General features: G+C 41.5%; 11 protein-coding genes. 8 read left to right on the top strand and 3 right to left on the bottom strand.

The genetic code is table 11. From position 1 onward, the window contains the following. The first annotated feature begins 23 nt into the window (after positions 1-23). The 5 genes from clpP (at position 24) to KUL10_RS10075 (ending at position 7,102) form a co-directional block, all read left to right on the top strand. Entirely contained in the window at positions 24-644 is a 621-nt protein-coding gene (clpP, locus tag KUL10_RS10095) for an ATP-dependent Clp endopeptidase proteolytic subunit ClpP (RefSeq protein ID WP_110428814.1), read from the top strand. A gap of 83 nt (positions 645-727) precedes the next feature. Further along, a complete protein-coding gene (clpX, locus tag KUL10_RS10090; RefSeq protein ID WP_110428813.1) occupies positions 728-2,005 on the top strand; it encodes an ATP-dependent protease ATP-binding subunit ClpX in 1,278 nt (425 codons plus the stop codon). Positions 2,006-2,136: 131 nt separating this feature from the next. Next, on the top strand, positions 2,137-4,491 hold the full coding sequence (lon, locus tag KUL10_RS10085; RefSeq protein ID WP_110428812.1) for an endopeptidase La: 2,355 nt from the start codon (positions 2,137-2,139) through the stop codon (positions 4,489-4,491). A gap of 310 nt (positions 4,492-4,801) precedes the next feature. Next, complete coding sequence (gene hupB / locus KUL10_RS10080; protein ID WP_110428811.1) at positions 4,802-5,074, top strand: nucleoid-associated protein HU-beta; 273 nt, start codon at positions 4,802-4,804, stop codon at positions 5,072-5,074. Positions 5,075-5,212: 138 nt separating this feature from the next. Further along, a complete protein-coding gene (locus KUL10_RS10075) occupies positions 5,213-7,102 on the top strand; it encodes a SurA N-terminal domain-containing protein (protein WP_110428810.1) in 1,890 nt (629 codons plus the stop codon). A 489-nt stretch (positions 7,103-7,591) separates the two neighbouring features. Here KUL10_RS10075 and KUL10_RS10070 read toward each other — a convergent pair whose 3' ends face one another. From KUL10_RS10070 to rpsT, 3 genes are all read right to left on the bottom strand, one after another. Further along, on the bottom strand, positions 7,592-9,289 hold the full coding sequence (locus KUL10_RS10070) for a lysophospholipid acyltransferase family protein (RefSeq protein WP_110428809.1): 1,698 nt from the start codon (positions 9,287-9,289) through the stop codon (positions 7,592-7,594). Continuing rightward, positions 9,289-10,095: a UDP-2,3-diacylglucosamine diphosphatase gene (locus KUL10_RS10065; protein WP_110428808.1), complete on the bottom strand. Its 807-nt coding sequence runs from the start codon at positions 10,093-10,095 to the stop codon at positions 9,289-9,291. Before KUL10_RS10065 ends, KUL10_RS10070 begins: the two co-directional genes overlap by 1 nt. Positions 10,096-10,275: 180 nt before the next feature. Next, on the bottom strand, positions 10,276-10,536 hold the full coding sequence (rpsT, locus tag KUL10_RS10060; protein ID WP_110428807.1) for a 30S ribosomal protein S20: 261 nt from the start codon (positions 10,534-10,536) through the stop codon (positions 10,276-10,278). Between the two features lie 186 nt (positions 10,537-10,722). Between rpsT and KUL10_RS10055 the strand changes: the two genes are divergently transcribed. The 3 genes from KUL10_RS10055 to ribF all read left to right on the top strand — a co-directional run bounded on the left by KUL10_RS10055 (position 10,723) and on the right by ribF (position 13,844). Then, positions 10,723-11,148 carry a CBS domain-containing protein gene (locus KUL10_RS10055; protein ID WP_110428806.1) on the top strand — a complete coding sequence of 142 codons (426 nt, stop codon included), beginning with the start codon at positions 10,723-10,725 and terminating at the stop codon, positions 11,146-11,148. A 63-nt stretch (positions 11,149-11,211) separates the two neighbouring features. Continuing rightward, positions 11,212-12,786, top strand: coding sequence for a murein biosynthesis integral membrane protein MurJ (gene murJ, locus KUL10_RS10050; RefSeq protein ID WP_110428805.1), 1,575 nt, complete (start codon positions 11,212-11,214; stop codon positions 12,784-12,786). Between the two features lie 131 nt (positions 12,787-12,917). Further along, a complete protein-coding gene (ribF, locus tag KUL10_RS10045; RefSeq protein ID WP_110428804.1) occupies positions 12,918-13,844 on the top strand; it encodes a bifunctional riboflavin kinase/FAD synthetase in 927 nt (308 codons plus the stop codon). Positions 13,845-13,848: the final 4 nt, after the last annotated feature.

Below are 13,848 nucleotides of genomic sequence, written 5' to 3'. Positions count from 1 at the left end.
TATCAAGGCTATTATAAAAAACTATGACAAATAATATGATGGATCCATCGAACGCACTTGTGCCAATGGTTATTGAGCAAACCGCTCGTGGCGAACGCTCATTTGATATTTATTCGCGTTTATTAAAAGAGAACGTAATATTTCTTGTGGGTCAGGTTGAAGACCACATGGCTAATCTTATCGTCGCTCAGATGTTATTTTTAGAAGCTGAAAATCCAGAAAAAGACATTTTTCTTTACATTAATTCTCCGGGCGGCTCAGTCACAGCCGGCATGTCAATTTACGATACCATGAATTTCATTAAGCCTGACGTGAGCACTGTGTGTATTGGCCAGGCAGCGAGTATGGGCGCGTTCTTATTATCCGCGGGGGCTAAGGGAAAACGTTATTGTTTACCAAATTCTAGAGTCATGATTCATCAGCCCTTAGGTGGTTTTCAAGGGCAAGCGTCAGACTTTGAAATTCATGCTAAAGAAATCCTGTCTATTAAAGAGAAATTAAATAGACTAATGGCTGAGCATACTGGACAAGAGTATGAAAAGGTTGCACAAGATACAGATCGTGATAACTTCTTAAGTGCGCAGGAAGCCGCAGATTATGGCTTGATAGACAGTGTAATGACGACTAGACCAGACGCCAAGTAGTCTCTAGCAGTATGTGAGTGGCGGTATTTGAGTAGTATTTAACAGTCCGCCCAAGTTTTAGATAAGTAATAAAAGGCATTTATATGAGTGATGACCATGATAAAGATGGCGACAATAAATTATTGTACTGCTCGTTTTGTGGCAAAAGTCAGCACGAAGTCAGAAAGCTAATCGCGGGACCAAGCGTTTTTATTTGTGATGAATGCGTCGAGTTATGCAACGATATTATACGCGAAGAAATAAAGGAAATATCTCCTAAGCAAAAATCTGATGCTTTGCCAACACCGGCTGAGATTCATGCTCACCTAGACGATTACGTGATCGGTCAAGAACACGCTAAAAAAGTGCTAGCGGTCGCTGTATATAATCACTATAAGCGTTTGAGAAATAACGATGTTCATGAAGGCGTAGAGTTGGGTAAAAGCAATATTTTGCTAATTGGTCCAACAGGGAGTGGTAAAACACTGTTAGCCGAAACCTTGGCACGTTTGCTTGATGTTCCTTTTACAATGGCAGATGCAACCACGTTAACCGAAGCGGGTTATGTGGGTGAAGATGTAGAAAATATCATTCAAAAACTATTACAGAAGTGCGATTACGATCCCGAAAAAGCGCAACGCGGCATTGTTTATATTGATGAAATAGATAAAATTTCGCGTAAATCAGACAACCCATCAATTACGCGTGATGTATCTGGTGAAGGCGTTCAGCAAGCATTACTCAAACTAATCGAAGGTACTATTGCTTCTGTACCACCTCAAGGGGGCAGAAAGCATCCTCAACAAGAGTTTTTGCAAGTTGATACATCCAAGATACTGTTCATCTGTGGTGGAGCGTTTGCAGGCTTAGACAAGGTGATTGAGCAACGCGCAGCTAAAAATACTGGAATAGGTTTTGGTGCAGACGTCAAAGTGAAGTCAGATGCTAAGGCCGTTGGTGAATTATTCAAAGAAGTCGAACCAGAAGACTTGGTTAAGTACGGCTTGATACCAGAATTTATAGGGCGTCTTCCTGTTGTGACAAGCCTAGAAGAGCTAAATGAAGAGGCATTGATTCAAATACTTACTGAACCAAAAAATGCCATTACTAAGCAGTATGGCGCATTGTTTGCCTTAGAAGAAACTGAGTTGGAATTTAGAGATGATGCCCTACATGCGATTGCCGCAAAGGCCATGAGTCGCAAAACAGGTGCGCGTGGTTTGCGTTCAATTGTCGAAGCTGTGCTATTGGATACGATGTACGAGTTGCCGTCTTCACCTGATGTAAGTAAGGTGGTAATCGACGAAACCGTGATAAAAGGTGAATCAAAGCCTTTACTAATATTTGATAACAGCAACGAAAAGAAAGCAGCTTCAGAATAAAAAAAGGCCTGTATAGGCCTTTTTTTATCATTTTCAGATTTACAAAAGATTCAAACTTATTGTAATTATGATTTGAACTTTGACAGCCCATCCCCATATACAACACCATACAGTAGTGACAAGAGAGAATTATGACCACTGAGCAAACAAATCTCAGAACCATGCCAGTATTGGCCTTGCGCGATGTCGTCGTCTATCCGCATATGGTAATCCCCCTTTTTGTTGGACGCGAAAAATCGATTCAGTGTTTAGAATCGGCAATGGAAAACGACAAACAAATATTTTTAGTCGCCCAAAAAGATGCTGGCATCGATGAGCCAGCGCAAAATGATATTTTTAGTGTCGGTACAGTCGCCACGATACTTCAGTTACTTAAATTGCCTGACGGCACCGTTAAGGTGCTTGTAGAAGGAAATGTTCGAGGTGAAATCACAGAGTACCTGAGTGAAGAACCTTTTTTTACGGGTAATATTGCTGTACTAGATGTTGAACAAATAGACGAAACAGAACAAGAGGTACTCATTCGCTCTGCTGTATCGCAATTTGAAGGTTACGTTAAACTAAATAAAAAGATTCCGCCAGAAGTGCTTACGTCGCTCAATGGCATCGAGGATGCCGCTAGGTTGGCGGATACCATGGCTGCGCATATGCAGTTGAAACTCGTTGAAAAGCAGAAAGTTCTTGAGATGAACTCGGTAATAGAGCGGCTTGAATATTTGATGGCGTTGATGGAAGGCGAAATTGATTTGCTACAAGTCGAAAAGAAAATTCGCACCCGCGTCAAAAAGCAAATGGAAAAAAGTCAGCGTGAGTACTACTTGAATGAGCAAATGAAGGCCATTCAAAAAGAGCTTGGCGAGTTGGACGAAAATACACCTGACGAGTTTGAAGCGCTTAGTAAAAAAATTGAAGAGGCAAAAATGCCTGAGGAAGCTCAAGATAAAGCAAAAGCTGAGCTTCAAAAGCTAAAAATGATGTCACCAATGTCTGCTGAGGCAACGGTGGTTCGCAGTTATATTGATTGGCTGACTAACGTGCCTTGGCACAAGCGAAGTGCGGTCAAGAGAGACTTAGGTAAAGCTGAAGCAGTATTGGATAACGACCATTACGGGCTTGAGAAAGTGAAAGAACGTATAGTCGAATACCTTGCAGTTCAACAAAGAGTGAAAAAGCTTAAAGGCCCTATTTTATGTTTAGTTGGTCCACCTGGGGTTGGTAAAACTTCACTTGGGCAATCTATCGCTAAAGCGACAGGTCGCAAGTATGTTCGTATGGCATTAGGTGGTGTGAGAGACGAAGCCGAGATTCGGGGCCATAGACGCACATACATCGGTTCTTTGCCTGGCAAGCTCATTCAGAAAATGTCAAAAGTAGGTGTAAAGAACCCTCTATTTTTGCTCGATGAAATCGACAAAATGTCATCAGATATGCGTGGAGATCCATCATCAGCCCTTTTAGAAGTATTAGACCCTGAGCAAAATTCAAGTTTCAGTGACCATTATTTAGAGGTTGATTACGACTTATCTGACGTTATGTTCGTGGCGACTTCTAATAGTATGGATATTCCGGGCCCTCTTTTAGATAGAATGGAAGTAATCCGTTTATCAGGTTATACAGAAGACGAAAAACTGAACATAGCGACTCGACATTTAATCAGTAAGCAAATTAGTCGAAATGGTTTAAAAGACAAAGAACTACTGATAGAGGATTCAGCGATCATTGGTATCATTCGGTATTACACGCGCGAGGCGGGGGTAAGGAGTCTTGAGCGTGAAATTTCAAAAATTTGCCGTAAGGCAGTTAAGCATATTTTGTTGAATAAAGGCGCTGATACCGTCGTCGTAAATCAAGAAAATTTGAGCGATTACTTGGGCGTACAGCGATTCGACTATGGCAAAGCGGACAGCAACAATCAAATTGGCCAAGTAACGGGGCTAGCGTGGACGCAGGTTGGCGGTGACTTGTTGACTATCGAAACAACGTCAGTGCCAGGAAAAGGAAAAACAACCTTTACCGGTTCACTAGGCGATGTGATGCAAGAGTCAATTAAAACAGCCATGACCGTTGTCAGATCGAGAGCTGACAAGTTACGAATAAATGATGATTTTCATGAGAAACGCGATATTCACGTTCACGTCCCTGAGGGAGCTACTCCGAAGGATGGCCCAAGTGCGGGTATTGGAATGTGCACTGCACTTGTGTCTTCATTAACAGGTAATCCGGTAAAATGTGATGTTGCGATGACAGGAGAAATAACCTTGCGAGGGGAAGTCCTTGCCATTGGCGGCTTAAAAGAAAAGTTACTAGCAGCTCATCGCGGGGGAATTAAAACGGTTGTTATTCCTAAGGATAACGAGCGCGATCTAGAGGAAATACCAAAGAATGTCATCGGTGATTTGTCTATTCATCCGGTTCAATGGATAGATCAAGTCCTCGAAATCGCGCTTGAACAGCCGGTTGAATCTTTTCAAGCCGTTGCTTCGTAATAACTTACGAATCGTTTGGAAAGATGAAATGTCAAAAAAAACTGCTTAAAATTCATACAAAACGCGTTTTTAATGTAATTTTTTGCAGTTTTTTAAATTTTAGGACTTCACAACTTTCCCAATTATGCTACCTTAACTACTGTACTCGCTTAAGCCTTGTCACAAAAGGGATAGCAAGCGATTTACTTAAAGGTTAAAAAATTGTTAATCAGATCTTGAAGTTATTCTTCAAGCTTGTTATAACTTTTCGACTACAAAAATTTTGCAAAATATACGCAATATAATAACAAAACACTAAGGGGATCATATTGTGAACAAGTCTCAATTAATCGATAACATTGCTGCTAGTGCAGACATTTCTAAAGCTGCTGCTGGCCGCGCACTTGACGCTTTTACTGATGCAGTTACTTCTGCATTAAAAGATGGCGACCAAGTTGCACTTGTCGGTTTTGGTACATTCTCAGTTCGTGAGCGTTCAGCTCGTAGCGGCCGTAACCCGCAAACTGGTGAAACTATCCAGATTGCTGCTGCTAAAGTACCTTCGTTTAAAGCTGGTAAAGCACTTAAAGACGCTTGTAACTAAAGCGACATTAATTGTTAAAGGGCGATGCTTTTGCATCGCCTTTTTTGTTTCAAAACTGTATAATCTGCTCCCAGAAAAATTAGCAGAACGGCGAAGCTAGCCGTTACCCTCCAAAGTTTTACAAGGTTGTTGTAACTTATGTTAGAAAAAATTAGAGAAGGCGCTCAAGGACCATGGGCAGTCGCCATTGTTGGCTTGATTGTATTGAGCTTTGTATTCACGGGTGTTGGTTCGTATTTAGGCGGCTCAACAAGCGGTGCAGTTGCCACCGTCAATGGAGAAGAGATCACTGCGCAATCACTAGAAACAGCATATCAAAACGAGCGTTCTAGAATGGAAGCCCAGTTTGGCGAAGCTGTCTCTGCCATGTTTGCCAACCCAGAAACGCTTACAGAGTTTCGCAGCAACATCCTTCAAAGACTTATTAACGAGCGCTTGGTACAACAAAAAGCATATGAGTTAGGTTTGCGAGTAGGTGATGAAGAAATCAAGCAAACGATTGTCGAAATGCCTGAGTTTCAGTTGTTAGGTCAATTCGATAACGACACGTATCTGGCTCGTTTGCGCCAAGCAGGCTTTCAAGCTACTGATTTTAGAGATTTAATGCGCAATCAAATGACTGCACAACAACTAAATCAAGCTATCTCAGGCTCGTCATTTTCACTCAAAAATGAAGTATCAAGGTTGTTAACGCTTCAACAACAGACGCGTGATGCATCAGTACTTGAAATCAGTGTTGATAGCTTCAAACCACAAGTAGAACTCACAGAAGAAGAGATTCAAGCTTATTACGACGCAAACATTATGCGTTTTGAGACTCAAGAGCAGGTAAAACTCGCTTATGTGAATCTTGAAGTTAGCGAACTAATGAAAAATGAGTCAGTGACTGAAGATGAAGCGCGTGCGTTCTATGAAGAAAACAAAGCTCGCTATCAAACAGAAGAAGAACGTCGTGTTTCTCATATTCTTATTGAATTCAACGATGATGAAGAACTAGCACTTGCTCAAGCTCAATCAATTAGAGACGAAGTGATGGCTGAGGGTGCTGATTTTACGGCAATTGCGGCCGAAAAATCAGCAGATATCGTCAGCGCTGAATCGGGTGGTGACTTAGACTTTATCACGATCGGTATGATGGAGCCGTCATTTGAAGAAGCCGCGTTTGCCTTACCTGAAGTAGGCGCTATCTCTGAAGTAGTGAGAACTGAATTCGGTTTTCATATTATCAAATTGACTGATTTAACCCCTTCGGTCGTGACTGCATTTGAAGAGGTTTCTCAAGACATCACTGATACGCTTCTTAAAGAAAAAGCGCTTGATAAGTTCTTCGAGTATCAAGAGCAAATGGCAGCCTTGGCATTTGAGGTGCCTGATAGCCTTGACGAAGTCGCAAATGTTTTTGAAGGCACTGTCTTTGAAACGGCATTTTTTGAACGTGGTCGTCTACCAGCAGCCGTCAGCTATCCTCAAATTGAAGGGATTGCCTTTACGTCTGAATTGGTTGACGAAGGCGTTAATAGTGATCTAATTGAAATCAACAACGAAAAAGTGATGGTGATTCGCGTAGCTGACCACAAGCCACAAAGAACACTTCAGCTTGACGAAGTTAGAGCCGGCATCGAAGCTCAACTTACACAGGATAAAGCCCAAGAGCTTGCAATTGCATTCGCACAAGAACTTGAGTCTGACTTACACGCGGGTAACGATATTCAAGGTAAACTCGATGAGCAAGGAATTCAATGGCTGGCAACAAGCGCAGTCTCGCGCAATGCTTCTAGCCTAGACCCTGAAGTGACCAAAGCATTATTTGCCTTGTCTACCGAAAAGGAAAATAACTCTGATGTAGTGACACAAGCAAATGCGAACGTCGCACTAGTTAAATTAGACGGTGTTAATCAGCCAGCAGAAATAACAGAAGAAGACATCAAAGCTTCGCAAACTAGTTTTGCTGCAAGCAACAGTCGCAGAGTATTTGAAAGCTTTGTAGAAGCCTTAAAAGCAGAAGCTGAAATTGTGATTACGCAGTAAGCATTAGTTAAATACACTTCATAAAAACTGAAAGGGGCGATCATTTAATAATCGCCCCTTTTTTATATGTATTGACTCATTTTGAAAATCGTTGATTACAAAAATATGATTGTTCGCCACGAAAAATCGTCATCTTGGTGCATACTCCTAGCTCCTTGGAACACAGCACTGTTAAGTATAACCACTGTCGATAAACCTCAAACAAAATCTATTGCAACAAAAACATAAGCAAGCCAAATCCAAGCAAAATAGTCCCTGAGATCACCCCAATATACATAAACCCTTGTTTACCTTGGGCAAGGCTATAGTTGTTTTGTTTTAAATAAGCTGTCCATAAAAGCATTAGTACTAAAGGAATTAAGAACAAAAATTTAAACATTATTGGGCTCCATCTACCGAATCATTCCACACCAATGAAGTATACGTATGATGTTGGTGATAAGTACAAATTTTTCCTATTTTGTATTCAAAGTCAACATGCCCGAGTCTTTAGCTCAAATAGCGTTTCCGTTTCTTTTTAGTCAACTTATTCAAATCGATCATAACGAGTCCATCGACACAATCGTTGAAGTCAGGATCGCGATTAAAAGCAATATACGAAACCCCATCAGGTTCGCAAACTTCACTATATTGCTTAACAAGTGTCGGGACTTTGATATTCATGTGGCTCAATACATCTTTTAACTGCGAGAATTCATCTTCATAATGTTCGCCTGCAAACGTCATTAAGGGATCTTTGGGTTTTAAGACAGGCGTTTTTGGACGAGCAAGTGTTTCGTGATGAGGAAAATGTTTACCATAGAAATCGACTAACAGTGATATTGCGGTTTGCGGATAGGTTCCGGGTATGCTCACCGGACCAAACAAATAACGGTAATGAGGGTACTGCTTTAAAAAAGCGCCAATACCAAACCACAAATAGTCCAAACTGCGTTTACCCCAATATTTAGGCTGCACAAAGCTTCTTCCTAGTTCTAAGCCTTCTTCAAAATACCGCTGCATAGGCAGTTGGTAGTCAAATAAGGTGCCTGAATATAGGCCCGTGGGATGATCTGGGTTGGACAGTTTTTTTGCGTCCCCAAACCGATAAGCACCTGCGATTTCTAGCTCTTTTTCATCCCACAAAATGAGGTGAAAGTAGTGGCTGTCGTAGCTGTCGACATCTCTTCGTTTATTGGTTCCTTCGCCTACCGCTCGAAATGATATTTCTCGTAAGCGCCCAATTTCGCGCATGATTGCGCTGCTGGTTTCATGCTTGTAAAGGTAGATCTTTTTGTTGTCTTTTGTTTCGCCAAGTAACTCACACATCGAATTCATTTCTTTGAGCAACGTTCTGCGATCTTCGGCAAGGGCAATGGCCTTTTGCGTTTCAAACAAGCCAGGCTTATCTGCGGCTATCTTATAAATATGCCGTTTGAACAAAAGTGTTTGCTCATTGTAGTTAAGTTTCAGTGACAAATAAGACTCATTGGGTATCAGTTCACCTATGCGAAGACCAATGACATTTTCCTTTTGCTTAAACATCTCCTGAATCAACAAGGTAGTGGCGAGCGGTTTGAACAGCATCGAAACACTGTAAAACATGGGCGAGTTTTTAGCGTCAATATAGACAGGTAAGATGGGTGATTTTGTTTGCTTGGCAATACGAATAAAACCACTGTGCCATTTTGTGTCCCTGACCCCCTGAGGACGAAGACGAGAAACTTCGCCTGCAGGAAAGATCAGTACGATTCCTTCATTTTTAAGATGTTGATGGATATTTGTCAGGTTCTGTTTAGGGGTATTACCTTGCATGTTATTGACGGGGAGTAATAACTCGTGCATGGGTTCAAGTGCCATCAGCATCTCATTTGCGACGACCTTTAAGTCACCTCTTACATCCATAATCAACTTGATTAGGGCTAGCGCATCCAAAGACCCAATTGGGTGGTTTGCAATAATCACACATTTGCCTGATGCTGGAATGCGCTCTTTTTCGATATCCCTTACCGAAAATGAAATCGAAAAGTATTCGAGTACTTGTTCAACAAAATCAAGTCCTGAAAGGTGGCCGTATTGTTCGCCGAATTCGATCACGTCTTTTTCATGAAGTAAGCGGCGTAAAACAAATTTTAAGGGCTTAAACAGTAAGGGCTTATTAGCTATGTTTGGATAGTGTTTATTAAGTACTTCATCAACGGTGAACATTAAGCAGCCTCCGCTTGGCTGTCGCCCATTTCATTGACAGCGTTTGATTCTACGGCACTTAAAGCAGGTTTTTGCCAGTATATGATTTCGAGTGAACCATCTGAGTTTTCCGCAACGGCTGAGCAGTTTTCAATCCAATCACCATCGTTGATGTAAGTTGTGCCGTTTTCATTTGTTATTTCTGGATGGTGAATATGCCCACATATGACGCCGTCAAGCCCCATCTCTTTTGCTCTTTTTGTGCACGCAACGCGGTAGCGCGCAATGGCTTTTTGAGCGCCATTAATATGTGATTTGATAAAGCCTGCTAGCGAGAAATAGTGTTTTCTTCTAGATTGCTGAAGCTTGTTGTACCAACGGTTTATGAATAGAAGCAAATCGTACAATTTGTCTCCTATCCATGCTTCGAACTTTCCTAAACAGACTTCTTCGTCAAACTGGTCGCCATGTAGGACGAGATATCGTTTACCGTCTTCGGCTGTGTGAATGGTTTCTCTCAGCACACTGATACCACTAAAATCCATGCCTGAATATTTTTGCAGAGGTTCGTCGTGATTTCCGGGTAGGTAAATCACGTCTGTGCCTTCATTAGATAATTTGAAAATGGCATGCATCACTTCGTTGTGCGCTTTTGGCCATCTAAATTGACGATGCATCTGCCACATATCAATGATATCGCCAACTAAATACAGTTTTTCTGGACGGTGTAATTTCAAAAAATCTAGTAGTAATTCGGCTTTACAATCTTTGTTCCCAAGGTGGATATCTGATAACCAAATGGTTTTATATTGCTTAGGTGAGGGCATACTGTTTCTCCAAGCTCACTAAGATAGAAGGACTCAAGGCTTGGAATGCTAGAATATAGAGTGCAAATGACACATTCGTGACGATTTGTTGAAGGAATGGTGAAGCTGTTGCGCTAACTTACAGGCACAAAAAAAGCGCTTAAAGCGCTTTTCTTAGAAACAGTGCTAGCTGTTAGAGCATTAAAGCGCGTTGATTTGCGCGTTTAAACGGCTCTTATGACGTGCAGCTTTGTTTTTGTGGATCAAGCCTTTTGTAGCCATACGGTCAAGTACGGGTACCGCAGCATCAAACGCAGTTTGAGCAGCAGCTTTATCACCTGCAGAGATTGCAGCAATAACTTTTTTAATGCACGTACGAGTCATGGAGCGACGGCTTGCATTATGCTGGCGACGCTTTTCAGCCTGAATTGCACGTTTCTTAGCAGACTTAATGTTAGCCAAGGTGTAACTCCTAAATAAATTCATCTCAAAATTAAGGGTGCGGATTATGCTAGTTTTATCGGATGCTGTCAATCGCTATACGTGATAAATACTAAAAAATAGACGCAAATAACGCTTAAGTATGTTCTTACGCATGCGGATATAAAATATAAGAGAGTAAGAAGTGAATTTTAAAAGGAGACTTAGGTGCTGAAAGTCCAAGATATTATGACGGCGAACCCATTAACACTCACGTTTGGGCATACGTTAAAGAATGCGCATGATTTGACGCATGCTAAGGGGATTCGATACTTACCCATTATGGAAAACGACGAACTGGTTGGCATAGTGACGCATCGTGAAATGATTGCTAGCATCATTCGCATTATGCAAGAGCACGGCGCTGACAAATTGGTCGAGCAAGAAATGAAAACGCCTATCATGTCGCTAGCAGTGACCGATTTTAAACGGGTATATCTTGATCAGTCTTTAAAAGAAATTTCGTGCTTTTTCATTGAACACAAATACGGCTGCTTACCCGTTATGGATGCAAATGAAAAACTTGTAGGTATTCTAACTTCTTCAGATTTTGTTAAACTATCTATCAAATTATTAGAAATATCAGATAGCTAATTTTCTCAACGGTTGGACACAGCCGCTTTTCATGATTAGCTAACTCTCACAGAGCGTTAATCAATGTCTTCCAAATTATTGAAATCTGGCCTCATCGTCAGTGCGATGACTTTTATGTCTCGTATCTTGGGTCTCGTCCGCGACATGGTCATTGCTAATATGATGGGAGCGGGTGCCGCGGCCGATGTGTTTTTCCTAGCGAATAAAATTCCTAACTTTTTACGCCGTTTATTTGCCGAAGGAGCATTTGCTCAGGCCTTTATACCCGTGCTTACTGAAGTTCACGCACAAAACGATAAAAAGCAGTTGCACGAATTTGTGGCAAGAGTGTCGGGCACCTTGGGGGTAATCGTATTTTTCACCGCATTGTTAGGCGTTATTGGTTCGCCTGTTGTCGCTGCTCTATTTAGTGCGGGGTGGTTTTTAGAATACTTGAATGACGAGCCTCAAGGTGAGAAGTATGTATTGGCTTCTCAAATGTTAAAAATCACCTTCCCTTATTTATTTTTCATTTCGCTCGCTGGGTTTGCAGGCGCGGTATTAAATACATTAAATAAATTTGCAGTAGCCGCATTTACGCCGGTATTACTCAACGTTTGTATTATTGGTTGTGCCTGGTTGTTGTCGCCACATCTACAACAACCTGCGTTTGCATTGGCTTGGGGAGTCTTTTTAGGCGGTGCTGTACAACTGCTGTTTCAGTTACCATTTTTGTTTAAAGCTGGTTTATTAGTTAAACCTAAGTGGGGATGGCGAGATCCAAATGTGGTGAAGGTCCGCACATTGATGATTCCAGCGCTCTTTGGTGTATCGGTTAGTCAAATAAACTTATTGCTTGATGTGCTCATCGCTAGTTTCTTAATGACTGGCTCAGTTAGCTGGCTGTATTACTCTGATCGACTTTTAGAGTTCCCTTTAGGGTTGTTTGGTATTGCAATTGCGACGGTAATCTTACCAACACTATCAAGAAACCATGTTGCAAAAGACCCTCAAGCGTTTTCTAAAAACCTCGATTGGGCGTTCAGAGTTATTTGCGCCTTAGGTGTTCCCGCGGCAATTGCATTAATACTGATTGCTTGGCCTATTTTGATGGTTATATTTCAGCGTGGTGAATTCAGTATAAATGATGCATACATGGCCTCTTACAGCCTAATGGCCTATGCGAGTGGTTTACTTAGCTTTATGTTAGTGAAGATATTTGCACCTGCATTTTATTCAAGACAAGATACTAAAACACCCGTTAAATTTGGCATCATTACTATGGTGGCAAACATGGTTTTTAATTTGATTTTAGCCGTTCCGTTTGGGTATGTTGGACTCGCAATGGCGACAGCCTTATCTGGAACACTAAACGCTATTTTGTTATACCGCGAGTTACGCAAACAGGGTGTTTATCAGATAAGTCGCTCATCATTTATATTCGTCCTAAAAGTGACATTGTCCGCAACAATTATGGGTGGTGGTATCATATTTTATGCCATTGAGCTTAATTTACATGAAAGTTGGTTGAAAACTGAGCTGATTGGCCGCTTGATTGACCTTTCATGTATGATTGTATTTGGCTTATTCCTTTACATTTTATCCTTACTTATCTTAGGTTTGCGTCTCAAAGACTTTAAAAACATAAACCAAGCCTAATTCTTTTACTAAATGCAGCTTTCTAGGCATTGGTATTATCTATGTGGTCGTTTATAATTTCGCTCCCTAAAGATAGGCTCAGCACCGATCGATTAATTTTTCAGGTTCAACAGCAATTGAAAGGCAATTAAGTGGAGTTAGTAAGAGGCTTACATAACATTCAAGACAGGCATAAAGGCTGCGTTTTGACGATCGGTAAGTTTGATGGTGTCCACTTAGGTCATCAAGCCGTACTAAGCCGCTTAGTTGAGAAAGCAAAAGAACTTAAATTGCCATCTGTAGTGATGGTTTTTGAGCCGCAACCTGAAGAAGTATTTACGCCTGAGCATGCGCCAGCGAGACTCTCAAGACTGCGCGATAAGTACAAAGCATTCGCGTCTTTAGGTATTGACCGATTATTAGTTATAAACTTCAACCCAAAGTTGTCTTCAATGTCAGCCAATGCATTTATAGAGGATTTACTCGTTAAAAAACTCGGTGTGCAATTTCTTGTAGTGGGTGATGATTTTAGGTTTGGGCACAAACGTCAAGGAAACTTCGAGTTACTGCAACGTGAATCAAGCAGATTCCGCTTTGATGTGGTCAGTACCCAGAGCTTTAAGCTATTAGAATGCAGAATAAGTTCAACTGAGATCCGTACTGCGCTTGAGCAAAACAACTTCGCTTTGGCCGAAAGAATGCTCGGAACGCCCTTTGTGATTTCTGGGCGGGTAGTTCATGGAGACAAAAAGGGGCGGACAATTGGTTTTCCTACTGCAAATGTCCTTCTGAAACGCTGTAGATCGCCTGTGCAAGGTGTTTATGCGGTGAAAGTCAAGGTTAAAGGGGAATGCTATAAAGGAGTAGCAAATGTTGGGACTCGCCCAACTGTGAAGGGTGAACGCTCTCAGTTAGAAGTACATATATTTGACTTTAAGCAGACCATCTATGGTGAACTGGTTGACGTTAGTTTTGTCAGTAAAATTCGCGAAGAACGCAGATTTGACAGTTTCGAAGCGCTGCGATCACAGATAACAATAGACGCTCAGGCGGCTCGTGCTCAGTTTGCAATTGCCTGATTGA

This window comes from Glaciecola sp. KUL10, from assembly GCF_003203515.1.
Classification (GTDB): domain Bacteria; phylum Pseudomonadota; class Gammaproteobacteria; order Enterobacterales; family Alteromonadaceae; genus Glaciecola.
The sequence above is the reverse complement of the archived record's forward strand: the minus strand, read 5'-3'. Positions and strand labels throughout refer to the sequence as shown.

What these genes read in the sequence shown, in the direction of transcription:
- clpP (WP_110428814.1), top strand. Translation starts at nt 24, where the DNA reads ATGACAAATAATATGATGGATCCATCGAACGCACTTGTGCCAATGGTT.
- clpX (WP_110428813.1), top strand. Translation starts at nt 728, where the DNA reads ATGAGTGATGACCATGATAAAGATGGCGACAATAAATTATTGTACTGC.
- lon (WP_110428812.1), top strand. Translation starts at nt 2,137, where the DNA reads ATGACCACTGAGCAAACAAATCTCAGAACCATGCCAGTATTGGCCTTG.
- KUL10_RS10075 (WP_110428810.1), top strand. Translation starts at nt 5,213, where the DNA reads ATGTTAGAAAAAATTAGAGAAGGCGCTCAAGGACCATGGGCAGTCGCC.
- KUL10_RS10070 (WP_110428809.1), bottom strand. Translation starts at nt 9,289, where the DNA reads ATGTTCACCGTTGATGAAGTACTTAATAAACACTATCCAAACATAGCT.
- KUL10_RS10065 (WP_110428808.1), bottom strand. Translation starts at nt 10,095, where the DNA reads ATGCCCTCACCTAAGCAATATAAAACCATTTGGTTATCAGATATCCAC.
- murJ (WP_110428805.1), top strand. Translation starts at nt 11,212, where the DNA reads ATGTCTTCCAAATTATTGAAATCTGGCCTCATCGTCAGTGCGATGACT.